Consider the following 25,191-nt stretch of genomic DNA (forward strand, 5'->3'; position numbering starts at 1 on the left):
CTTGTGTGGCAATCAAAAAGGATCTCGTAGTGATGCTCGCTCACCCATCCCGTCGTCGTACCAACGTTCTGTCCTCCAAGCGTGAAACCGGGGAGCCATCGCTGTGGCTGCTCAAGCCGTTGGCGCACGCGGTGGCGTTGTGTCTGGTGGCGGGCAGTGCGCAGGCGCAGACGGCGTTCAGCTCGGGATGGTTTGCTGCCAAGGGCGCAACGCAACAGGCTGCGGCGGCACATCCGAGCGTGGGTGGTCTGCCGGGAATGACACCGCCGCTGGCGCAGCAGCAGAAGGCCAATGCGCAGTTGCAGCGTTCGATTCAGACCCTGAACAACACAGTCGCCGCGATTGCCGCCCAGCAAGCGGCGCAGGCGGCCGGACGCGCCGCCACGTTGGGCACGGTGCAGTTTGTGCCGGATGGTCTGGGTGAGGGTGGTTTGAAGGTCGACAACAGCCTGACCCAGGGCTGGCAGAACGCCAAGGGCCCGCAGCAGACTCAAGTCGATGGCAAGACCACGGTGACGATCGAGCAGACTGCCGACAAGGCGATCCTTAATTGGGAGACCTTCAACGTCGGTCGCAACACCACGGTTGATTTCGCCCAGCAGTCGAACTGGGCAGTGCTCAACCGGGTCAACGATCCAAACGCCCGGGCCAGCCAGATTCAAGGCCAGATCAAGGGCAACGGCACGGTGATGCTGATCAACCGCAACGGCATCGTGTTCAGCGGCAGTAGCCAGGTCAACGTGCGCAACCTGGTTGCGGCAGCGGCGAATATCACCGACATACAGTTCCGCGATCGAGGTCTGTTTTTCGACAGCACCGGCACTCAGCCGACCTTCACCGATGCCGCTGGCAAAGTGTTGGTGGAGCGCGGTGCCTCGATTGAAACCCACAAACCGGCGGCTTCTATCGATGCCGGCGGCTACGCGTTGCTGCTGGGCAACGAAGTGCAGAACGACGGCAACATCAACACCGCCAAGGGCCAGACCGTGCTGGCAGCCGGTGACCGATTCTACATCCGCAAGGGCTCGGGCACCGAAGGCAATGCGCTGTCCACCACCTTTGGCAGCGAAGTCATTCCGGGCTTCAAGGCCGGTGCCGTTGCGGGCAAAGTCACTAACAACGGACTGATCCAGTCGTCGACCGGCGACATCACCCTTACCGGCCACGAGGTCGTGCAAAACGGCGTATTGCTCGCCAGCACTTCAGTTGCAACACGAGGCACGATTCACCTATCCAACCCGATCAACGACGCCACGGGCAGCGTGACCCTGGGGCAGAGCAGCGCCACGGCAATCATGCTCGACAGCAGCGACATGACCGCCCTCGACAGCCAGCATCAGGCCGCGCTGGCGGGCGTCACGGCCAACAATCGGATCCGTGGCGACCAGTCGCGCATCGAGATTCAGAGCGGTGGCAGTGTCGAGTTCCAGAGCGGCTCGATCACCCTGGCCACCGGCGGCCAGGTCGCGGTCAGCGCACAGCGTCGCAGTCTGGTGCGTGACGGCGCGATGATCGATGTCTCGGGTGCCATCGGCGTCAAAGTGGCGATGGAAAACAACAGCATCAAGATCAACGTGCAGGGCAACGAGCAGCGCGATGCGTCGGTCAACCGCGAGAAAGGCGCGCTCAACAGCAATGACATCTGGGTCGATGTGCGCGAGCTGGTATACGTGCCGGCCGGCACCAACGGCTACGCCACGGATCGCTGGTACACCGCCGGTGGCCTGTTGGAAGTCGGGGGTTATCTCGGCACTCAGGGCCACAGCGTCGGCGAATGGATGGCCCAGGGTGGCACGGTGAGTTTCGCCGGCAACGACGTGGTGACGGAAAAAGGCTCGCTGATCAACCTGTCCGGCGGCACCCTGGATGTGCAGAGCGGGCAGATTCGCCAGAGCTGGCTGCGCGGCGCCGATGGACGCTTGTATGAAGTCTCCCGCGCCCCGGGGGATCTGCTCTACACCGGGCTGTACAAAGGTTATGAAGACAGCAGCGAACGCTGGGGCCAGACCAGCTATTTCTACAACCCGCTGATCGCCCCGCGTTCACGTTTCGAATCGGGTTACACCGTGGGCCGCGATGCCGGGCAACTGGTGATTTCCACAGCGAACGCCGTGCTCGACGGGCAGATGATCGGCGATGTGTATCAGGGTGAACGGCAGAATCAGGCTTCGAAACCGGTGCTCGACGGCTATCAGCAGAGTCAGACCGCGCTGGCTCGGCGTGCGCAACTGATCGTCGGCAGTTACGATCCGACCTTTGTCGCGGCGTCGAGTGGGCTGCTCTACACCCTCAATCCGTTGCTCGATCAGATACAGATCGGTGGCTCGCGCCCGGTCGCCGGCAACGATTTTGATCTGACCGGCGCGGTGTCCGATGCCCGCAAGGGCAAGCTGTATCTCGATAACGATCAGCTCAACGGATTCCGTCTCGGTGCGCTCAAGGTTTCGGCCAAGGATCAGATCGCCGTTGACGGTGGGCTTACGCTCGACAGCGGTGGCGACATCACCCTGTACGCCCCGGATGTGCAGGTCGGCGCCGACCTGACCGCTCGCGGGGGCAGCCTGCGTCTGGGCAACGTACTCAATCAGTTCACTGGCGGTGCAAACACTGACACTCGTCTGGCGGCGAAAGCCGACAAGGCGACGCAAACCCGCATCGCCGAGGGCGTACGGCTCGACACCCGCGGCCTCTGGAGCAACCTGCGCACCAATCCGGACGATAACGCCAGCCTGGCGTATCTGAACGGTGGTCTGATATCGATCCGCAACAGCGGCGATATCGACGTCGCTGCCGGCAGCCTGCTCGACGTTTCTTCCGGTGGCGCCGTGCTCGCCAATGGCAAGACCCGGGGTGGCAAGGGCGGGGATCTGACGCTGGAATCGAGCGCCATTTCCGCACCAGGCAAAACCCGTCTGGACCTCGATGGCGAACTGCGTGGGTACGGCGTCACGGGCGGCGGCACCCTGACGGTGCAGGCCAACAAAATACTGGTCGGGCAAACGGATAAAGCCCTGGCGGACAACACCTTGCAACTGTCCGCCGACCTGTTCGGCAAGGGGTTCTCCGCCTACAACCTGATCGGCCTGAGCGGACTTGAAGTGGCCGAAGGCACCGCAATTGACGTGAACATGCCGGTCTACCGTTTTGGCGATGCGGCCCCCAACGAGGTCAGCGGCGTCGATCCGCGAACGGCGCTGGAGCTGTGGACCCCGACGCTGTTCCAGGAAAACCCGACCAAGGGCGTACTGACCCAGCGCGCCGGCGCCAGCCTGACACTGCAAGGCGGCGCGACGCTGGTCGAGCTGATTGACGCCGCCAACAGCACCTTGACCCTGGGCCGAGGCTCGCGCATCAGCGTCGATCCGGGGCAGAGCATCAAATTGCGTGGCGCCGGGCAGATCACCGTTGACGGTGAACTGGATGCCTGGGGTGGCACGATCGATATTCGTCAACAACAGTTCGGCTCGATCCAGCCGGCCACTTCGATTCAAGTGGGGGATCCGAACGCACATGACCGCTCGATCTGGATCGGCGAACAGGCGGTGCTGGATGTCGCCGCGCGCGCCAATACAGCGACCGACACCTTGGGCCGCACTTACGGGCAGGTCGGCAAGGGCGGCAGCATCATCATCGGCGGCGAGATCGACTCGAAACTGGCAACCGCCACGGCCGCCGATGCCTACGTGATTGTGCGTCCGGGCGCGCGGCTGGATGCCTCGGGTACCGAGGCCGTTCTGGATATCGCCGGCCAGGGCCCGACCCGCGTCGCAACGGATGGCGGGCGAATCGGTTTGAGCTCCTACACCGGCCTGTTCGTCGAAGGCAACTTGCGTGCGGCGGCGGGTGGCGTCGGGGCGGCCGGTGGTCGTCTGGAACTGGCGCTGGAGACGCCGCTGTATTCCGACTCGGCGAGCAACGCGGTGCGGGCTCCGAGGGAAATGATCATCGGCCAAGCGGCAGGGAACGGGCTGCTGCCCGCGAATCTGCGACCCGGCGAAGGCGCCGATGGCTTGCGTTACGGTCAAGCCCGTTTGAGTGCCGATGGCTTGATGACGGGCGGTTTCGACAATCTCAGCCTGCTGAGCAACGGTCTTTTGTCGTTCGACGGTGACGTCAATCTGCGCATGAATCAGAGCCTCAGCCTGTTCGCCGGAGCGCTGTCGCTTGCCGAGAACTCCAAAGGCACGGCGCGGGTTGATTTGAGTGCGCCGTACCTGCGTCTGTCAGGGGTGGGCACCTACTTTGCCGGCTTCAGCATGATGCGCCCACGATTGCTTCCCGGCCCGACGACCCGGTTGTCCGACGCGACGTTGAATGCCTCTGCGAACCTGTTGGACGTGGGCAATGGCCTGTCCTTCGGGACTCAGGGTTCGATCCTGCAACGGCAGGCTCCGGCCGTTGCATACAGCCGTCGGGCTTTCGGTCTGGTGAACCTCGACAGCAGCGGCGATCTGCGTTTCCTCGCGCCGAATGATGGCGCGGAGAAAACCAGGCTGTGGACACCGGGCGACTTGAATCTCGGTGCGGCGCAGATCTATCCCGCCACCGGTGTTCAGGCTGAGGTGCGCGTCGGTTATCAGGGCGAGGTTCCGGTTTCTCAACACACCTTGCGGATCAGCGGTCACGGGGCTGCACCGGCTGCAGTGCCGTACTCGGCATTCGGAAAGCTGATTTTTTCCGCCGCGTACATCGAGCAGGGCGGTGTCTTGCGTGCACCGCTGGGCAAGATCGTATTGGGTGACGATTTGCTCAGCACGACTCGCGAGGTTCATCTCCTGCCGGGCAGTCTGACTTCGGTCAGCGGTGCCGGTCTGGTCATGCCGTACGGCGGCACCACGGACGGTATCGACTATCGCTACAACGGCAAATCCGTGGTGCTCGACGGCATCACCGGCGAAACATCAGGCGTGTCGATCGGCACGCAATTTGCCGATGTGCAGAGCGACGCGGTCATCGACCTGTCCGGCGGCGGGGATCTGCGCGGCGCCGGTTTCGTGTCCGGTCGTGGCGGCTCCACCGATGCGCGTTTCAACCCGCTGGTGCGCAATGCGCCTGACGGCACCTTCAGCCTGCCGGGGCTGGCGAGCAACCCGGTCTATGCCATCGTGCCCGGCAACCAGAGCAGCTATGCGCCGATGCTGGCCGAGGCCGGTGCGGTCGATCCGCGTATCGGGCAGCAGATCACCATTGGTGCCGGCGTTCCGGGGTTGGCAGCGGGCACTTACACATTGTTGCCGTCAACGTTTGCCTTGATGCCCGGTGCGTTCCGGGTTGAAGTGAACGGTCAGGCGACACCCGGCGTGACAACCGGGGCGCTGCCATTGCGTAACGGTTCATGGACCAGCAGCGGGCAGATGTCGATTGCCAATACTGACGTGCGTGCCAGCCTGGCCAGTCAGGTGATCCTCACGTCTGCCGACGTGTTGCGTCGTTACTCGCAGTACAACGAAACCGGATTCACTTCCTTCATCCAGAGCGATGCCGCCCGGCGTGGTGTGCCACGCGCGATGGCACCGATGGACGGCAAGACACTGGATCTGCGCCTGGCGTCCGGCGGCAAGCAAGGCATCGATTTGCAGTTCAACGGGCGTGCGTTGTTCGACGCTGCCGAGGGTGGCATGGCCGGCACGGCGGTGGTGCGCGGCGGCAACGCCGGTAGCAGCTTCGAGATCCTGGGCGCGGGCCATGCACCGACCCCTGGCTTCAATGGCGTGTCGTTATACGCCGACACGCTTAATAGCCTCAATGCCGGGCGTCTGACTATCGGTGCGATGCCGAATGTCCTGTACAACACAGCCGCCAACATCATCGGTTTCCTGGGCACCAGCGCAAACATTGTCTTGCGTGAAGGGGCGATTCTGTCTGCACCGGAAGTCTTGCTGCGCACCACGTCAACGCTTGGCGGCATCACGGTCGAGGCGGGGGGCGGGATTAATACGCTGGGGCGTGGCAACGTGGCCTACGACTCAATGGCCGGTTTCATTTATGAGCCGAGAGCCTCCAGCGTGTTGCTCGTTTCCAACGGTTGGACCCAGGTCCTCGCGCCGGAGCTGGCCAGTGGCATCACCGGAGCGGGCAGTATCCGGATCGGCACTTGCGCAACGAGTGTGTGCAGCAATCCGGCCCTGCTGTATTCGAACGGCAGTATCGCTGCCGTCACGGATAACCAGTTCGAACTCGGTGAAGCGGTGCGTTTCGGCACCCGTCATCTGGCACTGTCGGTCGGCTCGGTCAATGCCGGCAGCGCCGAGGCGCTGGCGGCGGCAGGCAGCCGCGTGCCTGCCGGCCTCACGCTCAACCAGAACGTACTCGACCGTTTGCTGCGCGGTGATAAGCAGTTTGGCGCGCCGGCCCTGGAAACCCTGAGCCTGACCACTCGCGACGCCTTCAATTTCTACGGCAGCGTCAGCCTCGACACGATCGACCCACAGACCGGCCAGAGCAAATTGCAGAACCTGGTGCTGGTCACTCCGGCGATTTACGGTCTGGGCAACGCCGGCGACGTGGCGAGTATCCGTACCGCCAACCTGATCTGGAACGGTGCGACCCAGAGTCCTGGCGCAGTCATCACGGGTGGTGCGGGCACCGGCAGTGGCACGCTGGACATTCAGGCCCAGCGGATCGAGCTGGGTTATGGCCCGATGCCTCAGGCCAGCGGGCTGGATCAGAACAATCGTCTGGCGCTGGGGTTCGCCAACGTCAACCTGAGCGCCAGCGAGCGCATCACCGCCAATCACAAGGGCAGCCTAGCGGTGTATCAGGAGCAAGGCGCTTACGATCCGGTCAAGGGTTACAGCTACAGCGGCGGCAATCTGAATCTGCGTACGCCGTTGCTCACTGGCGAGGCGGCATCAGTCAGCCTGCTCAAGGCCGGCAATAGCCTGACCTTGAGCGGCGCCGGGGCTGCCGGCGTGGCCAATGCCCTGGGTGCGGAGTTGAACCTTGAAGCCCGCGATATCGTGCTCGACAGCCGTATCGCATTGGCCAGCGGCAAGCTGACGGTGAAGTCCGAAGGCGATCTGACCCTGGGCAGTGGAGCCGTACTGGATATGGCCGGACGTACCTTGCCGTTCAACGATGTCAGCAAGTACAGCTGGGGTGGCTATGTTTCGCTGTACAGCGCAAATGGCAATATCCGTCAGGCCGCGGGCTCGCGGATCGATCTGTCGGCGAAGAACAATCAGGCCGGTAACCTTAGCGTCGTCGCTCTGGCCGATGCGGCCGGGATGGTCGATCTGCAAGGCCAGATTGTCGGCGGCAGCAGTGGTTATTACGACGCCGGTGGCACGCTGGTGCCGTACAAGGCCAGTGGCGTGGACATTCGCGCGCAGCGTCTGGGCGGTGACGCCACCGAGCAGTTCGCTGCACTCAATCAGCGCTTGAGTGCCGGACAGGTTTACGGCAGCCGCAGCCTGCAACTCAAACAAGGCAATCTTGTGATCGGCGACGGTCTCAAGGCTGGTGAGATCAATGTGTCGGTGGACAATGGCAGCCTGACGGTTGCCGGTCTGATCGACGCCAGCGGCGAACGTGTCGGCAGCATTCGTCTGTCGGCGAAAAACGGTCTGACTCTTGCGGGCAACAGTGTGCTCGATGCCCATGGCCGTGTGCTGCGGGTCGACAGCTACGGCAAGATCATCGATGCGCCGAACCGTGCCACGGTCGAACTCGGTTCCGGCGATGGTTTACTCACGCTAGGCAGCGGCGCGCGCATCGACCTGCGCCACGGCACCGATGCCGTGCCCGGTTTCCCTGCGGGGCAACACGATGGAATGCTGCGCGGCACGCTGGAGCTGAACGCGCCACGTCTGGGCAGCAATGACATTGCCATCGACGCCAGTGGTGTGCTGACCATTCAGGGCGCGCGTTCTATCGGGCTCAATGGCACGCGCCGTTATACCGATGCCCGTGATGGTGTCGATCAGGCGGTCAGTGGTCGGCCGTATCAGGTGATTGACAAGGTCATGCTCGAACGCATTCACGGTGACAGCAAAGACTTTATCAACGCCGCGCTGGGTAATAACGATCTGCTGCAACGCAAACTCGCCGGGCTGAACAACACCACTTACGCAGACGCGTTCCATCTGCGCCCAGGCGTGGAAATTGCCAGCAAGACTGCCGACGGAGATCTGGTGGTGGAGGGTGATCTGGATTTGTCTGGCTATCGTTATGCCAGTCTCAATCCGCACACGCGACTGAATCCGTTGGTGTACGGGTCAGGGGAGGCCGGCAGCCTGGTGATTCGTGCCGGTGGCAACCTCGACATTTACGGCAGCATCAACGACGGTTTCGCGCCACCACCGGAAACCAAGGATGACGCCGGCTGGAAACTGATCGCCGGTGTGCAACCGTTCGGCGGCGATCTGATCGTGCCGGGCAGCGGGGTTACGCTGGCCGAGGGCACGCAGTTTCCGGTGGGCGCGACGCTCAATTACGACGTGACGATTCAGGGTGCGCGACTGGCCAGCGGCACGTTGCTGCCGACCCAGGCGGTTTTGGGCGAGGCTTATACGTTCAGCGCCGGCACAGTGCTGGCGGGAGCTATCCATGATGCCGGTGGTCATCTGTTGTACGCGGCGGGAACGTTGCTCAGCGAAAGTGTGACGTTGCCGGCGAACACTCGCCTGGGTTCCGGTATCCGTCTGAACAAGGCCACGAGCCTAAAGGCCATGACCTGGCCCAAGGGCGTGCCGTTGCCAGGGGTTTTCGACCTCGATCTTTTAACGGTTTCCGGTGTGAAACTGAGCAGCTCGCTGGCCTTGCTGCGCGGTTCGCTGATTCCTTCGATGACTGATGTAAAGCTTGCCGACGGCACTTCGCTGATCGAACTGCGTCCGTTCAACGGCACGCAGCAAGGCAAGAACTGGGCGTTGGCCAGTATGTTGCCTTCGGGCAGTGCGTCATGGTCGATGCGCGCGGTGGCGGGTGCCGATCTTGAGGCGGCGGACAGCCGTGCCGTGAAGCCTGTCACCACCGATGGCAATCTGCGGCTGGCGGACACTCATTACGGTGTCACGCTTACCCAGGCAACCGGGATACTCGTGTGGGCACCGGGCAATCCGTATGACCTTCCGGGGTATTACCCTGTGCCCGATGACCAATTGGAGATCTGTGCGCAGATAGAAGGGCTCTGTGTGCCGATGGCACGCTGGGTATGGGCGCCGGGCAGTGGTCAAGGACCTGACTACGAACCCGTTCCCGAGGAGTATCAGGTCCTTTGTGAAATCTATCCGGAGTTCTGCATCGGCAATAATCCCGGCACAACCGCCAAGGCCCACAGCCAGATGTTCAGTGTGCTGCGCACCGGTACTGGCGATCTTGATCTGATGGCTGCCGGCAACTTGAGCATGGATTCACCGTTTGGCGTTTATACCGCCGGCACTCAATCAGCGAACGTCGATCCGTTGTACAACCAGAAACGCGGGTATCTCTCGAACAGTAATTCGGTATTGGGCAGCGCCGGTGCCGATTATGAAAAATGGGTCAACGGCGGCACCGACAGTCTTTACCAGGCCTGGTATCCGCAGATGGGCGGCAATCTGACGATCAACGCGGGCGGGTCTGTTTCGGGCGATTCGGTAGGGCAGAAAACTCGATCGACTTCAGGTGGAACCCGGGAGCAGATCGCAAGTGTCGCGGTGGGCAACTGGCTGTGGCGCCAAGGCACGGACAACCCGGATATGCCCACGGCCTGGTGGATCAACTTCGGCAGCTATGCCACCCAATTGATGCCAGATACGAACACCAATACCGAACCGTACCTGGTCGGGTTCACCGGTTTCGGCACTTTGGGCGGCGGTAATATCAGCCTGCGGGCCGGTGGTGATGCCGGCATGCTCAAGCCGTTGGGGGATGCCGTGAACAATCCTCGAAGCCAAGGTCTGATCGTCGCAGTCGGCAGCACCGGTCGAGTCGCCAGCGATGGCAGCGTGCAGATGACCGGGGGGGGTGACATGGATATTCGAATCGGCGGTACGTTCAACCCGTCGCTGCAAGCGCGGGCAGGAGAAACCGGTATCGGCAAACCGGTCCATGATCTGCAAGGTGCGCTGATCAACCTGCGCGGTGCGGCACAAATGACGGGTGGAGCACTGGGTGGCATCAACCTGAGGTACGGCGCCAGCACCGTGGTCAATGATCTTCGGGAAACCCGGGCACTTGATCCATTTACCTCGACCACCGGTAGCGCTTCCGGAGGCGTGGTGCTGATTCCGGGAGACTCGGGCATGAGCCTGAGCAGCCGTGGGGATCTGGTATTGGGTGGTGCAGCGGATCCTGGGCGAGTGAGTCTGATGAACGCCAGCCCGATCATGGCCGCCAACGGTAGCGTTCAGCAGGGCGGTACTCTGAGCGGCTTCTCATTGTGGACCGACCACACCGCAATCGATCTGTTCTCGGCTGGCGGGAACCTGACGCCGGGCACACAGATATCCGAGGTCAACTCATCCAACGGTCTGATCACGGGCCGCAATACCTCTCCTACCGATGGCCGGTTTGTCTATCCATCGATACTTCGTGCGGTGGCGGGCCAGGGATCCATCTATGCAGGACCATCCGCGACGTTCACTGGCGTAGACAACTACCCGCTGCAAGGTTACTCACTGCTCCTGGCTCCGTCGAAGTCGGGACAGCTTGAACTGCTGGCAGGTGACTCTATCTACGCCGGTGGCTATGCGATCAACCAGTCGGGGGCGAGCCCGATGGCCATTACCACGCCGTTCAACCCGGCGTTCAACACCTTTACCACCAACAGCAACACAAGCAAGCCGGTGCGCACCAACTACAGCGACGATGGCGTGGCACCAGAGAGTAACGTGCGATATCCGCTGTTTGCCTTTGGTCCCGATAGCTATTCGGGTTTGAACGACGTACAGGGGCCGGCGCGAATCTACGCACTGACGGGGGACCTGGTGGGCGTTCGCAGTGGTGAAACGTTGAGCTTTTCCACTTCCAAACGCACCTGGTACGAAGCGGCCGGTCCTGTATGGATGATCGCCGGTCGTGACATCGTCGCCTCCGGCACCACCCTGGGGCAGCCTACGGCAGTACCGAGTTCAGAAATAAGCAACGGCAAGGATGGCATTTCTTCCACCGGCAACCTGTTTGTCCACAATGATCCGCGAGACGTATCGCGAGTGTCAGCAGGTCGCGACATTCTCTACAGCAACTTTGATATCGCCGGGCCGGGAACGCTGGATATCAACGCCGGGCGCAATATCCTTATGGAAAACCGCGCCAGCATCACCAGCCTCGGCTCGTTGGTGGCAGGCGATAAACAACCGGGTGCCAGCGTGGTATTGCAGGCCGGTGTGGGCGCGCAGGGGCCGGATTATTCGCGGTTCATTGCCCGCTATCTGAACCCGCAGAACCTTGCCGACCCGAACGCATCGCTCAACGGGCAGCCAGGCAAAGTGGTCAAGACTTACCTCGACGAATTGCAAAGCTGGCTGACCCTCGGCTATGGATTCAGCGGCAACACCGAACAGGCGCAAGCCTTCTTCGCTGCGTTGCCACGTGCGGAGCAGGCGATCTTCGCCCGTCAGGTGTACTTCGCCGAACTGCGTGCTGGTGGCCTGGAATACAACGATGTCGATGGCCCGCGCAAAGGCAGTTACCTGCGTGGTCGCAACGCCATTGCTTCGCTGTTCCCGACCACCGATGTGGCCGGCAATCCGATCCGCTACGACGGCGACATCACGCTTTATGGCGGTGCCGGGGTCAAGACTTTGTTCGGTGGCGATATCCAGATGCTCACGCCAGGCGGTGGTCAGGTGTTCGGCATCGAGGGCGCGGCGCCGCCCTCGACGGCGGGGATCATTACCCAGGGCTCGGGCAATATTCAGCTCTACTCCCAGGGCAGCATTCTGCTGGGACAGAGCCGGATCATGACCACGTTTGGTGGCTCGATCCTCGGCTGGTCCGCCGAAGGCGACATCAACGCCGGTCGGGGTTCGAAAACCACCGTGGTCTACACCCCGCCGAAACGCGTGTACGACACCTGGGGCAACGTGACCCTGTCGCCATCGGTGCCGAGCACCGGCGCCGGTATCGCCACGCTCAACCCGATTGCCGAAGTGGCCCCGGGGGACATCGACCTGATCGCGCCGCTGGGCACCATCGATGCCGGCGAGGCGGGGATTCGTGTGTCGGGCAACGTCAACATCGCCGCCCTGACGGTGGTCAACGCTGCCAACATTTCGGTGCAGGGTAAATCGACCGGGGTGCCGGTGGTATCGGCGGTCAACACTGGCGCGATCACCTCGGCCAGTTCGGCGGCATCTTCGGCCACGCAAGCGGCGGAAGACGTGGCGCGTCAGCAGCAAGCGGCCTCGCGGCAGAATCAGGCCTCGGTGTTTACCGTGCAGGTGCTGAGTTTCGGCAACGAACAACTCGCCCCAACCCGCGATGGCGCCAGCCGCACCCCGGCCCCGGGCTACAACCCGAACAGCCCGGTGCAGGTGCTGGGGGCAGGGGCGCTGGATGAACAGGCGAAGCAGCAGTTGACCGAGGAGGAACGTGGGCAACTGACGTTGTAAAAGACTCTCGTGTAGTACGTTTGGGCGGCCTTTGGGTCGCCCTTTTTTATCTGCTAAAAACTTTTGAACGGGCCACAAACCCTTGTAGGAGCGAGCCTGCTCGCTCCTACAAGGGGATACGGAGTGGATCAGAACGCGTAGGGGATGCTGACTTTTGCCCAGAGCATTTCCCCCTCCGGCCGGTTCTCCACATCAAATTCCTTGGCCCAGCGAATCTCCGCGCTGGCGTACTTGAGAAAGGTGAAGTGCAGCGCCGGGCCGATGGCGAACACTTTGCCACGTACGCCGTCATCCACGTCCTGCCCGGCGAACTGCACGGTGTGGCCGTACTGTTTGTCATCGGTGGTCTGCTTGAGGAAATAGCCGTTGACCCCGAGCATCAGGTCGTCGGTGATCTTGTAGCTGGCCGAATAGTCGAAGTGGAAGATCTGCCCGGACTTGTAGTCGGTGTCTTTGTTCTTCTCGTTGAAGCTGTAGGTGGTCTTCATCGAGATTTCGGTGTTGTCGGTCGGCAGCCAGGTAAACGAGAGCAGCGGCTTGTAGGTGTAGAAATTGTTGCTGGTATTGGCCAGTCGATCGACGCTGTATTCGCCGGTGGGTAAGGTGACTTCCACGGCGGCGCCAAGGGTCAGGTTTTTGCCCATGTCCCACAGAATGATCGGCGCGAAGGTGGTATCGCCCATGCCTTCGCGGGTGTCGCTCAAACCGAACACCGCGACCTCTTGCTTCAGCCACGGCTGGGCGATGTAGCCGGCCAGGCGTCCGCCGAATATTCGTACCGGGCTCAGGTAGTCGATGCGCGGAATCACCGCAGTGGATTCGATTTCAACCTTCGGCACCTTGCCGCCCAGCGAGCTGATGTTGAGCTTGGTCGATTTGTAATGGTTGTAGTAGAGGTTGAACGCGACCATGTTCTCAGGAAGGCTGTCGACCTCCAGCGGCAGCATGAAGAAACCGTCAGTGCCAGTGCCGATATTGTCGACCCCGGCTTCGGTGGCAAGGGCGGGCAACGTCAGGGTGCAACCCGCCATGAAAAAGGCGAGCGGCAAGCAGGAGGGTGCACGGTTCGGGCTCATAACTGTCCTCATTATTATTGTGATTGGGACCTGGCACCGGTCGCACGGGGCGCCGGTACGTTAGAAATAAGCGTTTGGCGTACATTCGGGCAGGGTATTGGCGGACAACGAGGGGGGCATCTGCGGACAGTCCGTTGACCCTGTGCTAACTTCCTTCGACATGACCGGTTACAAAAATAACAATCAAGCGTGATCCGGAATGTCAGCCTCCATGAACGTAAAAGTCCAAGACCCGACCTTTGAACTGGCGTTGGTGTCGCCGTTTCTCCTGCAAACCCTCGCCGAGGTCGTGCACAACAAGGGCTTCGACCCGGAAAGCCTGTGCCGTGGCCTGGGCTTGACGCTCGAGGATCTGCAGGATCCGGCGCAGCGGATTTCCTATCGCCAGGCCGTGGCGATGATTCAGCGCGGGCTCAAAGTGCTGCCCAATCAGGGCCTCGGTCTGTGGGTCGGCGCGCAGAATGTGCTGGGAACGCTGGGCTTGCTCGGGCATGTGCTGTCGCTGTGCAAGACTTTGCGCGATGCCTTTGCGCTGGGCATTCGTCATCAGCACACCTCGGGCGGGATTGTGGTGTCCAGTGTCGATGTGGTCGGTGAGCAGGTGCATCTCGACGCCGAATGCCGCTTGCCATTCGCCGACGTGCAGGTGTTTGCGGTCGAAGAGTTTTTCGCCAGTTTGCTGGTGTATGGCCGCGCACTGGTGGGGGCTGAGTTCAAGGCGATTGCCGTGGAGTTCGTGCATGCCGCGCCGGATTACCTGAGCGAATACCATCGGTTGCTGGGGCCGCAGGTGCGCTTCGGTTGCCTGCACAACCGGATGCTGATCGACGCGCAATGGCTCGATGTGCACTTGCCCAATCATCACTCGCTGGCGTTGCGCCAGGCCGTCGCGTTGCTTGAGCTGGAAGCGGCGCAGGTGCATCAGAAGCTGGATCTGATTCAGGCGGTGGAGCGGGCGATCGCCCGTGACTTGAGCCGTGGCAGTCACATTGAAAAGATTGCCGGTGATTTGAACATGAGCAGCCGTACCTTGCGCCGGCGTCTGACCGAGCATGCGTTGACCTTTGAAGCGCTGCTGGAACAAGTGCGGCAGGCGCGGACCCTGAGCCTGCTGGCCAATCCGGACATGCCGATCGAACGCATCACCGAAGAAGTGGGCTATAGCGATGTGCGCAGTTTTCGCCGGGCCTTCAAGCGCTGGACGGGGATGAGCCCGAGCGCCTGGCGGCATGACGCAAACCCTCACCCCAGCCCTCTCCCAGAGGGAGAGGGGGCCGACCGAGGTGTTTTGCGTCATCCATCGACCTGAAAGATTGTGTCGATTATGGACTTGAGAGCGTGAGGGCCGATCGACGTCATCCATCGACCTGAAAGATTTTTGTCGATTATGGATTCGGTACAGCACTTTCAAGTCGGCGTATCTCCACAGCATCCCCCATTCAATTCCCTCTCCCTCCGGGAGAGGGGGCTGATCGAGGTGTCTTGCGTCAGGCATCGACCTGAAAGATTTTTGTCGATTAAGGATTCGGTACAGCACTTTCAAGTCGGCGTATCTCCACAGCATCCCCCATTCAGTTCCCTCTCCCTCCGGGAGAGGGGGCTGATCGAGGTGTCTTGCGTCATCCATCGACCTGAAAGATTTTTGTCGATTAAGGATTCGGTACAGCACGTTCAAGTCGGCGTATCTCCACAGCATCCCCCATTCAATTCCCTCTCCCTCCGGGAGAGGGCTAGGGTGAGGGGCTTTTAGCGTTCTCCAAACCCACACAAAGCCTCCGGCTACAGGTAAACTCCCGCGCACTTTCCCAAGGAGTTCACATGAGTTACTACCAGCCGGGCATTCTCGCCACCCCAGTTCCGCCACAAGCACGTCATCTGTTTTTTGCCCTTGAATCGGTAGCAGCCCTGCCGCAGGCGATCGACAACCTGATGCATTTGGTGGACGGCAAGTCGGCGGTGGTCGGTTTCGGTGAATCCCTGGCCCAGGCCCTGAATGTGCAGATCGACGGCCTGCGCAGCTTCCCGGCCATGAGCGGCGTCGGCGTCGACAATCCGTCGACCCAGCACGCGCTGTGGGTCTGGCTGCACGGTGTCGACCGTGGCGAACTGCTCAACCGCAGCAATGCCCTCGAAGCCGCACTGGCCCCGGCCCTGCGCCTGGTCGAGAGGCAGGAAGCCTTCCGCCACAAGGACGGCCACGACCTGACCGGTTACGAAGATGGCACCGAAAACCCGCATGACGAAGCCGCCATCGCTGCCGCGTTGCTGGGCGAGGGCGCCGAAGGCCTGGTCGGCGGCAGCTTCGCCGCGATCCAGCAGTGGCAGCACGACCTCAAGGGTTTCCATCAGTTGTCCGCCGAAGACAAGGACAACATCATGGGCCGTCGCCTCAGCGACAACGAAGAGATCGACGACGCGCCGGTCTCCGCCCACGTCAAACGCACAGCGCAGGAAAGCTTTGCGCCGGAGGCGTTTTTGGTGCGCCGTTCGATGCCGTGGATCGAAGGCGATCGCGCCGGGCTGATGTTCCTAGCGTTCGGTTTCTCGCTGGACGCTTTCGAAGCCCAACTGCGGCGCATGAGCGGGCTGGAAGACGGCATTACCGACGGTCTGTACCGCATCAGTCGGCCGATCACTGGCGGCTACTACTGGTGCCCACCGCTCAAGGACGGTCACCTCGATCTGCGCGCCTTGCGCATCGGCTAAGGTTTCAACCAAACGGAGTGGGGCGATGAACCAGGTGCGCTGGGGCATGATCGGCTGTGGCAGCGTTGCCGAGCGCAAGAGCGGGCCGGCCTTCTACAAGGCGCCCGGTTCGGCACTGGTGGCGGTGATGGGCCGACGCCTTGAGGCGGTGGCCGATTACGCCGCGCGTCATGCCATCGCCCGGGTCTACACCGACGTTGACGCGCTGATCAACGATCCCGAGGTGGACGCGGTGTACATCGCCACGCCCCCCGACAGCCACTACGCCTACAGCCTCAAAGTCGCCGCCGCCGGCAAGCATTGCTGCGTGGAAAAACCGATGGCGCTCAACGCCGCGCAAAGCCGCGAGATGCAGCAGGTCTTTGCCGATGCGGGGCTGTACCTGTTCGTGTCCTATTACCGCCGTTCGTTGCCGCGTTTCCAGCAGGTGCGGCAATGGCTGGAACAGGGGCGCATCGGCGAGGTGCGGCATTTGAGCTGGACGCTGACCAAGGCGCCGTCGCCGGCCGATCTGGACGGCCGCGCCAACTGGCGCACCGACCCGAGTGTGGCCGGTGGCGGTTACTTTGCCGACCTGGCCAGCCATGGTTTTGACCTGTTCCAGTACCTGCTCGGCGATATCGTCGAAGTCGCCGGTTTCACCGCACGACAGGCCGGTTTGTATCCCGCCGAAGATGCCGTCAGCGCCAGTTGGCGGTTCGCCTGCGGGGCACTCGGCATGGGCTGCTGGAGCTTCGTTGCGGATCGGCGCGAGGATCGGGTCGAGATCATCGGCAGTCAGGGACGGATCGCGTTTTCCGTGTTTGATGAGCATCCGGTGCAGCTGCAGGCCGATGAAGCCATCAGTCTGGAAATTCCCCACCACGAGCACATCCAGTGGCATCACGTGCTGGGAATGAATGCGCATATTCGCGGGGATTCGCTCCATCCGGCAGTCGCCGAACAAGCGCTCAAGACCGATTGGGTCATGGACCAGATTCTCAAACGCCAGTAGTACGCAATTCTCCTGTAAGAGTGAGCCTGCTCGCGATAGGGGAGTGTCAGACACCGGGCTCGTATCTGATATGCCGCTATCGCGAGCAGGCTCACTCCTGCAAAAAGCGATCGTGTGAAGCATCTAAGGTTATGCCCATTCGGTATTTCTCAAGCTTGTCATAACGTCTCTAAGATCACGTCATAACTCGTTATAACAAGTGATCCCGTGATGACCGATAACGTTCTGTCCCTCAGCAGTGTCCCGCTGCACACCCAACTGCGCGACGTCCTCCGTGCGCGGATTCTCGACGGCGAATACCCGCAAGACAGCCAGATGCCTTCCGAAAGCGAACTCGGCACGCTGTTCAAAGTCAGCCGCATCACCGTGCGCCAGGCCTTGGGCGATCTGCAGAAAGAAGGACTGATCTTCAAGATTCACGGCAAGGGCACCTTCGTCGCCAAGCCGAAAACCTTCCAGAACGTCAGCAGCCTGCAAGGCTTGGCCGAGTCCATGACCGGGCGCGGCTATGAGGTGATCAACCGTCTGCGCAGCTTTAAATTCATCCCCGCCGACAAGCGTGTGGCCGAGCGCCTGCAAGTCGCCGAAGGCGAAACCGTGGCGCAGATCAAACGCGTGCGTCTGATCAACCGCGAGCCGATTTCCCTGGAAATCACCTACTTGCCCAAAGCCCTTGGCGAACGCCTGGAGAAGGCGGATCTGGTGACGCGTGACATCTTCCTGATTCTGGAAAACGACTGCGGCATCGCCCTCGGCCATGCCGATCTGGCCATCGACGCGGTGCTGGCTGACAGCGACCTGACCCAGGCGCTGAACGTCGAGGCCGGCTCGCCGATCATGCGCATTGAACGCTTGACCCACGACGCCAACGGCCAGCCGCTGGACTTCGAACACCTTTACTACCGTGGCGATGCGTTCCAGTACCGCTTGCGGATCGACCGGCAAAAAGGGGAGCAGGCATGACCCGCAACGTTCTCGAGCAGGAATACGACATCGTTGTCATCGGCGGCGGCACGGCCGGCCCGATGGCCGCGATCAAGGCCAAAGAAAAGAACCGCGATTTGCGCGTGCTGCTGGTCGACAAGGCCAACGTCAAACGCAGCGGCGCGATCAGCATGGGCATGGACGGCCTGAACAACGCAATCATTCCCGGCCACTCGACGCCGGAGCAGTACACCAAGGAAATCACCATCGCCAACGACGGCATCGTCAATCAGGCCGCCGTTTACGCCTACGCCACCCACAGTTTTGAAACCATCGAACAGCTTGACCGCTGGGGTGTGAAGTTCGAGAAGGACGAAACCGGCGATTACGCGGTGAAAAAAGTCCACCACATGGGCGCCTATGTGTTGCCGATGCCGGAAGGGCATGACATCAAAAAGGTCTTGTATCGCCAGTTGAAACGCGCGCGGGTGAGCATCACCAATCGGCTGGTCTGCACGCGTTTGCTGACCGACGCGCAGGGCGCGGTCAACGGGGTGATGGGCTTTGATTGCCGCACCGCCGACTTCCATGTGATCAAGGCCAAGGCTGTGATCCTTGCCTGCGGTGCCGCCGGCCGCCTGGGGCTGCCGTCCTCGGGTTACCTGATGGGCACCTATGAAAACCCGACCAATGCCGGCGACGGCTACGCGATGGCGTATCACGCCGGGGCCGAGCTGGCCAATCTCGAATGCTTCCAGATCAACCCGTTGATCAAGGACTACAACGGTCCGGCCTGCGCCTACGTCACCGGCCCGCTGGGCGGCTACACCGCCAACAACAAGGGCGAACGCTTCATCGAGTGCGACTACTGGAGCGGGCAGATGATGTGGGAGTTTCACCAGGAACTGGAAAGCGGCAACGGCCCGGTGTTCCTCAAGCTCGATCACCTGGCCGAGGAAACCATCCAGAACATCGAGGAGATCCTGCACAGTAACGAGCGCCCGAGCCGTGGCCAGTTTCACGCCAATCGCGGCACTGACTACCGCACGCAAATGGTCGAGATGCACATCTCCGAGATCGGTTTTTGCAGCGGCCATTCGGCGTCCGGGGTGTGGGTCAACGAGCGGGCCGAGACGTCGGTGAAAGGCTTGTACTCCGCGGGTGACATGGCAGCGGTGCCGCACAACTACATGCTCGGCGCGTTCACCTATGGCTGGTTTGCCGGGCACAACGCGGCGGATTTTGTCGCCGGACGTGAGTTCTCTGCACTGGACCTGCAGCAGATCGAAAAAGAGCAGGCGCGAGTCTACGCGCCGCTGGACCGCGAGCATGGCCTGCCGCCGGCCCAGGTCGAGTACAAGCTGCGGCGCTTCGTCAACGACTACCTGCAACCGCCGAAAGTGACGAAGAAGATGCAGATCGGCCTGCAACGCTTCAGCGACATCGAACGCGACCTCGAGCAGATGAAGGCCAACAACGCCCACGAACTGATGCGTGCGATGGAAACCAGCGTGATCCGCGACTGCGCCGAAATGGCTGCGCGCGCCTCGTTGTTTCGCGCCGAAAGCCGTTGGGGGCTCTACCACTACCGGGTCGATCACCCACAACGCAACGACAGTGAATGGTTCTGCCACTGCCATCTGAAGAAGGGTGACGACGGCCGCATGACCAGTTTCAAGAAACCCGTCGAGCCGTACATCATCCCGCTCGATGCCGAAGAAATGCAGGCCTATGACCGCTTGCGGGTGGGCACTTTTGCCGCTTGATACACCACTAGAGAGAGTCCGAACCATGGCCTATCAAGCCCAGGAAATCTTCTTCCGCTCCAACGCCCCGGTCACTGTGGACGAGGACAAATGCATCGCCGAAAAGGGCTGCACGGTATGCGTCGACGTCTGCCCGATGGACCTGCTGGCGATCAACCCGGCCACGCAAAAGGCCTACATGGCGTTCGATGAATGCTGGTACTGCATGCCCTGTGAAAAGGATTGCCCGACCGGTGCGGTGAAAGTCGACATTCCCTATTTATTGCGTTGACTGAAAGGGCCTTATCGCTGGCAAGCCAGCTCCCACAGGGATTTGCAGTGGGACATAAGTTTTGCAAACGCCCGAGAAACCTGTGGGAGCTGGCTTGCCAGCGATGAGGCCCGCCTGGACTACATAAAAGCTACCCGGAACACCCGGACGCTGGAATCACCGAAACCCCCTCGTTTCCCACCGCGCCCTGATCGCGGCGGAGACGAACAACCAATCAATGATTCGAGGGGAAACAACCATGTTGCGTGCAGCAATCGCCGGTCTGGTACTGGCTTCGTTCAGCTTGGCGGCCTCGGCCGAAACCATCCGCATCGCCATCGGCACCCAGGACACCACCATCAACTGCGCCGCCGGCGGACTGTTGATTCGTGAACTCGGCCTGCTCGACAACTACCTGCCCCACGACGGCGCCTACAAAGACGCGAAATATGACGTGCAGTGGAAAAACTTCACCAGCGGTGCGCCGCTGACCAACGAGATGGTCGCCGGCAAGCTCGACTTTGGCGCCATGGCCGATTTCCCCGGGGCGTTCAACGGTGTGGCTTTCGAAACCGCCGGTAAGCACAGCCTGTTCATCAGCGTGTTGTCGGGCAGCATCAAGGGCAGCGGCAACGGCATCGTCGTGCCGAGCGCGTCCGGGGTGCAGTCGCTGAGTGAACTCAAGGGCAAGACCATTTCGGTGCCATTCGCCTCGACGGCCCACGGCATGTTGCTGCGCGCGGTGGCGGAGCAGGGCTGGGACCCGCTCAAGGACGTGAACATCATCGCCCAGCCACCGGAAGTCGCCGGCTCCGCGTTGCAGGCCGGCAAGATCGACGCTCACGCCGATTTCGTGCCGTTCGCCGAACTGTTCCCCAGCCGTGGTTTTGCCCGCAAGATCTACGACGGTGCCCAGGCCAATGCGCCGACCTTCCACGGTGCGCTGGTGGATCAGGCCTACGCGAAAAAGTACCCGGAGATCGTCATCGCTTACCTGCGCGCGAGTATCGAGGCCAATCGGTTGCTTGCCGCCGAGCCGGAGAAGTACAGCGAACTGATTGCCAAGGTCACGGGCGTCGATGCCGAGGTCAATTACCTGTTCCACGGCCCTCTGGGTGTGCAGACCCGCGATCTGAGCTGGAAACCGGAATACCGTCAGGCGGTGGGTACGGCCATCGACACCCTCAAGCTACTGAAGAAGGCTGATCGCGGCCTCGATCTGAATACCTTTATCGACGATCAATACATCCGTGCTGCGTTCAAGGCGGCGAATCTGGACTACGCCGCGCAACTTGCTAACTACGCGCAGACCCCGTTGAAAGCCGTGGACGCCACGACCGGCAAAGCCATCTCCGACTTCAGTCACGTCGCCGAAATCTGGGTGCGCGGTGAAGACAAGGTGCGCCAGTACGCCTCCGCCGAATCAGCCTTCACCGCGTTGGCCGCTTTGAAACAGGAAGGCAAAAACATCCGGGCGGTGTATGCCCAGGCCAGTGACAGCGGGATCAAGCTGTTGGCCGATCAGGCGTGGTTTGCCAGTGATGCCAAAGGGCGGTTGAGTGCGTTTCTGCTCAAGGGCCAGGCGCAGCAATATGCGACAGCGCAGGGTGGCAAGGTACTCGATTTCACTGACGCCACCACCCAAGCAGTCGCTGCCCGCTAGTTGAAGATCAAAAGCCCCTCACCCTAGCCCTCTCCCAGAGGGAGAGGGGACTGACCGAGGTGTTTGGGCAAGGTACACCGACCTGAAATACCGAGCCGAACTCAGGTTTGAAAAGCCTGAGGATGGGTTCGTTATCGAGCCGACCCCAGGTTTTGAAAAGCGCAAAGATCGGCTCCTTATTGAGCCAAACCCAGGCTTTGAAAAGCATGAAGATCGACTCCCTATTGAGCCGAACCCAGGTTTGAAAAAGCATGAAGTCGGCTCCCTTTCCTCCTCGCCCCCTTGGGGGAGAGGGCTGGGGTGAGGGGGGCTAAATCTCAGCCATCAAGCAGACCCGGAACTGGAAACCCGCGCCATGAAATCATCGACTCTACGCTGGATATCAAGAGCCGCCTCCCTGCTGCTCTGCCTGCTGTTCTGGCAACTCGCCGCCAGCCACCACTGGAACCTTGGCCTGGTCACTTTCGCCAACGTGCCAACCCCGCTGGCGGTGATCGACGCGGCGCTGGGCCTGGGCGACTCCGGCAAGTTGCTCCAGCACCTGACTGCCAGCCTGAGCCGCGTGTTCGCCGGCTACCTCGCGGCATTGCTCATCGGCATCGCGCTGGGTCTGGCCATCGGCCGCTCGAAATGGGCTGAGGACCTGTTGCTGCCACCGCTGGAAGTGCTGCGGCCGATCCCGGCGGTGGCGTGGATTCCGCTGGCGATCCTGATGTTTCCGTCGTCGGAACTGTCGATGGTGTTCATCACCTTCACCGGCGCACTGTTCCCGATCCTGCTCAACACCGTGCACGGTGTCGAAGGCGTCGATCCACGGCTGATCGCCTCGGCGAAAAGCCTCGGGGCAGGGCGCCGGGCGATCTTGCGCGAAGTGGTTCTGCCGGGGGCCGCGCCGAGCATCATCACTGGCCTGGCGATCGGCATGGGCACCTCGTGGTTTTGTCTGGTAACGGCGGAAATGATCTCCGGCCAGTTCGGCATCGGTTACTACACCTGGGAGTCCTACACCATTCAGAACTACGCCGACATCGTCGTCGGCATGCTGCTGATCGGCGTGCTGGGCATGGGCAGCAGCCTGTTGATCAAACGCCTCGGCGGGCTGTTCACGCCCTGGCACCGACCACGAGGAAAAGCCTGATGAGCGCAATGCAAACCCCGGAAGGGCGGATCGATATTCGTCAGTTGTCGATCGTTCTTGGCGAAGGCCAACACGCGTTCGAAGCCGTACAAGGGCTGGATTGCCAGATCGAGCCCGGCCAGTTCGTGTGCATTCTTGGCCCGTCCGGTTGTGGCAAGTCGACCTTGCTCGGCGCACTCGCCGGGCACTTGAGTGCGCATGCCGGCAGTCTCAAAGTCGATGGCAGCGAGGTGTCCGGGCCGTCGCCGCAACGCGGCATGGTGTTCCAGCATCACACGCTGTTTCCGTGGCGCACGGTGCGCGACAACGTTGCCTTCGGCCTGAAGATGCGCGGCATCGGCAAGGCTGAACGCCACCGCGCCGCTGACGACATTCTCAAACTGGTGGGCCTCGACGGGTTTGCCGAACGTTGGCCCGATCAGCTCTCCGGCGGCATGCAGCAACGGGTGGAAATCGCCCGGGTGCTGATCAATCGCCCGCGTCTGTTGTTGATGGACGAACCCTTCGGTGCATTGGATGCCTTGACCCGCCTGAACATGCAGGAACTGCTGCTGGACATCTGGACGCGCATCCGCACCACCGTGGTGTTCGTCACTCACGACATCGACGAGGCACTGTTCCTCGCCGACCGTTTGCTGGTGATGAGTGCGCGACCGGGACGAATCATCGAAGACCTGCGTCTGGACTTCCCGCGACCGCGTACCACTGAGCTGGTGACCAGCGCCGAGTTTTCACGCCTCAAACGCCACTGCCTTGATCTATTGCGTCACGACAACGACCGCCCGCTGCCGCGCCTTAATCCGCTCGGCCTGCCTCCCGAAAACCCCTTGCCGCGATTTGCCCTATGACCTCATTTTTTGCTGTGACCGATAACCCGGACATTCTCGCCCTGCAGCCGCGCCTGACCGCTGACGATGCCGGTGTGCGGCGCATTGCGCTGATTGATCTGGCTGATCTGGAAGAGCCGGACGGCTTGCTGTGGCTGGTCGAAAGGCTGACCGATGATCCGGCTGAAGAAGTCCGCGCTGAAGCCGCGCGACTGCTGGAAGCCTGGGAAGATGAGCCGGTGGTGGCGGCGTTGTGTCAGGCCCTCACCGATCCGTCGCCGGCCGTACAAACAGCGGCAGCGCAAAGCCTGAGCCTGCTCAAGAGCGAAGCGGCGGGGCGGGTGATTCTGCCGTGGACCGATCATGCGCAAGTCAGTGTGCGGATTGCCGCGTTCCGCGCCCTGCGCGAATTGCGTTTCGCCGCCGCCGCGCCTGCTGCGGTTGTGGCACTCGACGACGCCGACGCCAATGTGCGCCGCGAAGCGGTCGGCGTGCTCGGCTGGCTTAAGCAACTCGACGCGCTGCCGGCGCTGGCACGCCTGGCCAGCGCCGACCCGGACACCGAAGTGCGCCGCGCCGCCACTGGTGCCCTCGGTCTGGCCTCTGGCGCCGAGGTGCTGCCGGCCTTGCGCCAGGCCTTGCAGGACCACGCCTGGCAAGTGCGAGAAGAGGCGGCCACCACCCTGGGCAAGGTCGGCCACAGCGATGCCGGTCCGGCGTTGATCGAAGCCTTGAACGATGACTACTGGCAAGTACGTCTGCGCGCCACTCGCAGCCTCGGTCGCCTGCGTTTTGCGCCGGCTCTGGACACCTTGATCGAGACCCTCGGCCACCGCATCAGCAACCTGCGCAAGGAAGCCGCGCTGGCCCTCGGTGAGTTGAATGATCGCGGGGCGGTGGCGGCGTTGCAGGCGGCGCAGGACGACGGTGACCCGGAAGTGCGCAAAGCGGTGCGGATTGCCTTGAGTCAGTTGCAATGAAGCCGCTGTCGGTGGGCAATTCGCAAAGCGCGCAGACCTTGCGCCTGAGTTGGCCGGACGGGCGTGAATCGGTGCTCAACCATGCCGAACTGCGCCGCCAGTGCCCGTGCTCGCAGTGCCGTGCGTTTCGCCTGAAAGGGATGACCCCGCGGGTCGATGACCGGGTTCGCCTGATCGAGATCAACCCGCAGGGCTACGGCGTGCAACTGGTGTTCAGCGATGGGCACCAGCGCGGAATCTATCCGTGGGACTACCTGGCACAGCTCACCCCTTGAGAACACTGCGTTGCCTGTGGGAGCTGGCAAGCCAGCTGCCACAGAGACTTCGGTAT

The 25,191-nt window shown here is 61.8% G+C and carries 13 protein-coding genes; 12 read left to right on the plus strand and 1 reads right to left on the minus strand.

What is annotated here, in order from left to right:
- Positions 1–32 precede the first annotated feature (32 nt).
- Entirely contained in the window at positions 33–12,536 is a 12,504-nt protein-coding gene (locus HV782_RS13175; RefSeq protein ID WP_186745861.1) for a filamentous hemagglutinin family protein, read from the plus strand.
- Positions 12,537–12,664: 128 nt separating this feature from the next.
- Here the strand turns inward: HV782_RS13175 and HV782_RS13180 are convergent, their stop codons facing one another.
- Positions 12,665–13,612 (minus strand): SphA family protein, encoded by a 948-nt coding sequence (locus HV782_RS13180; RefSeq protein WP_186745859.1) that lies wholly within the window; start codon positions 13,610–13,612, stop codon positions 12,665–12,667.
- A gap of 211 nt (positions 13,613–13,823) precedes the next feature.
- On the opposite strand from HV782_RS13180, the gene HV782_RS13185 reads away from it, so the two are divergent.
- The 11 genes from HV782_RS13185 (at position 13,824) to HV782_RS13235 (ending at position 25,135) form a co-directional block, all read left to right on the plus strand.
- A complete protein-coding gene (locus HV782_RS13185) occupies positions 13,824–14,921 on the plus strand; it encodes an AraC family transcriptional regulator (protein WP_186745857.1) in 1,098 nt (365 codons plus the stop codon).
- Between the two features lie 509 nt (positions 14,922–15,430).
- Positions 15,431–16,318, plus strand: coding sequence for a Dyp-type peroxidase (locus tag HV782_RS13190; protein WP_186745855.1), 888 nt, complete (start codon positions 15,431–15,433; stop codon positions 16,316–16,318).
- Between the two features lie 25 nt (positions 16,319–16,343).
- Positions 16,344–17,312, plus strand: a complete 969-nt coding sequence (locus tag HV782_RS13195) for a Gfo/Idh/MocA family protein (protein WP_186745853.1) — start codon at positions 16,344–16,346, stop codon at positions 17,310–17,312.
- Positions 17,313–17,522: 210 nt separating this feature from the next.
- Positions 17,523–18,275, plus strand: a complete 753-nt coding sequence (locus HV782_RS13200; protein WP_123468132.1) for a GntR family transcriptional regulator — start codon at positions 17,523–17,525, stop codon at positions 18,273–18,275.
- Positions 18,272–20,002: a fumarate reductase/succinate dehydrogenase flavoprotein subunit gene (locus HV782_RS13205; protein WP_186745851.1), complete on the plus strand. Its 1,731-nt coding sequence runs from the start codon at positions 18,272–18,274 to the stop codon at positions 20,000–20,002. Before HV782_RS13200 ends, HV782_RS13205 begins: the two co-directional genes overlap by 4 nt.
- A gap of 25 nt (positions 20,003–20,027) precedes the next feature.
- Positions 20,028–20,273, plus strand: coding sequence for a 4Fe-4S dicluster domain-containing protein (locus tag HV782_RS13210; RefSeq protein WP_003225615.1), 246 nt, complete (start codon positions 20,028–20,030; stop codon positions 20,271–20,273).
- Positions 20,274–20,511: 238 nt separating this feature from the next.
- The gene (locus tag HV782_RS13215) at positions 20,512–21,915 is read left to right on the plus strand and encodes an ABC transporter substrate-binding protein (protein WP_186745849.1); all 1,404 of its coding nucleotides are present in this window, start codon (positions 20,512–20,514) and stop codon (positions 21,913–21,915) included.
- A gap of 355 nt (positions 21,916–22,270) precedes the next feature.
- On the plus strand, positions 22,271–23,053 hold the full coding sequence (locus tag HV782_RS13220) for an ABC transporter permease (RefSeq protein WP_123468143.1): 783 nt from the start codon (positions 22,271–22,273) through the stop codon (positions 23,051–23,053).
- Entirely contained in the window at positions 23,053–23,901 is an 849-nt protein-coding gene (locus tag HV782_RS13225) for an ABC transporter ATP-binding protein (protein ID WP_128614985.1), read from the plus strand. The genes HV782_RS13220 and HV782_RS13225 overlap by 1 nt, the downstream gene beginning before the upstream one ends.
- Positions 23,898–24,860: a HEAT repeat domain-containing protein gene (locus HV782_RS13230; RefSeq protein ID WP_186745847.1), complete on the plus strand. Its 963-nt coding sequence runs from the start codon at positions 23,898–23,900 to the stop codon at positions 24,858–24,860. The genes HV782_RS13225 and HV782_RS13230 overlap by 4 nt, the downstream gene beginning before the upstream one ends.
- Complete coding sequence (locus HV782_RS13235; RefSeq protein WP_186745845.1) at positions 24,857–25,135, plus strand: DUF971 domain-containing protein; 279 nt, start codon at positions 24,857–24,859, stop codon at positions 25,133–25,135. Before HV782_RS13230 ends, HV782_RS13235 begins: the two co-directional genes overlap by 4 nt.
- Positions 25,136–25,191: the final 56 nt, after the last annotated feature.

This window comes from Pseudomonas monsensis (assembly GCF_014268495.2).
GTDB classification, from domain to species: domain Bacteria; phylum Pseudomonadota; class Gammaproteobacteria; order Pseudomonadales; family Pseudomonadaceae; genus Aquipseudomonas; species Aquipseudomonas monsensis.

Coding starts and splice junctions, on each gene's coding strand:
- HV782_RS13210 (WP_003225615.1), top strand. CDS start 20,028: ATGGCCTATCAAGCCCAGGAAATCTTCTTCCGCTCCAACGCCCCGGTC.
- HV782_RS13215 (WP_186745849.1), top strand. CDS start 20,512: ATGTTGCGTGCAGCAATCGCCGGTCTGGTACTGGCTTCGTTCAGCTTG.
- HV782_RS13225 (WP_128614985.1), top strand. CDS start 23,053: ATGAGCGCAATGCAAACCCCGGAAGGGCGGATCGATATTCGTCAGTTG.
- HV782_RS13180 (WP_186745859.1), bottom strand. CDS start 13,612: ATGAGCCCGAACCGTGCACCCTCCTGCTTGCCGCTCGCCTTTTTCATG.
- HV782_RS13220 (WP_123468143.1), top strand. CDS start 22,271: ATGAAATCATCGACTCTACGCTGGATATCAAGAGCCGCCTCCCTGCTG.
- HV782_RS13190 (WP_186745855.1), top strand. CDS start 15,431: ATGAGTTACTACCAGCCGGGCATTCTCGCCACCCCAGTTCCGCCACAA.
- HV782_RS13235 (WP_186745845.1), top strand. CDS start 24,857: ATGAAGCCGCTGTCGGTGGGCAATTCGCAAAGCGCGCAGACCTTGCGC.
- HV782_RS13195 (WP_186745853.1), top strand. CDS start 16,344: ATGAACCAGGTGCGCTGGGGCATGATCGGCTGTGGCAGCGTTGCCGAG.
- HV782_RS13185 (WP_186745857.1), top strand. CDS start 13,824: ATGAACGTAAAAGTCCAAGACCCGACCTTTGAACTGGCGTTGGTGTCG.
- HV782_RS13200 (WP_123468132.1), top strand. CDS start 17,523: ATGACCGATAACGTTCTGTCCCTCAGCAGTGTCCCGCTGCACACCCAA.
- HV782_RS13205 (WP_186745851.1), top strand. CDS start 18,272: ATGACCCGCAACGTTCTCGAGCAGGAATACGACATCGTTGTCATCGGC.
- HV782_RS13175 (WP_186745861.1), top strand. CDS start 33: ATGCTCGCTCACCCATCCCGTCGTCGTACCAACGTTCTGTCCTCCAAG.
- HV782_RS13230 (WP_186745847.1), top strand. CDS start 23,898: ATGACCTCATTTTTTGCTGTGACCGATAACCCGGACATTCTCGCCCTG.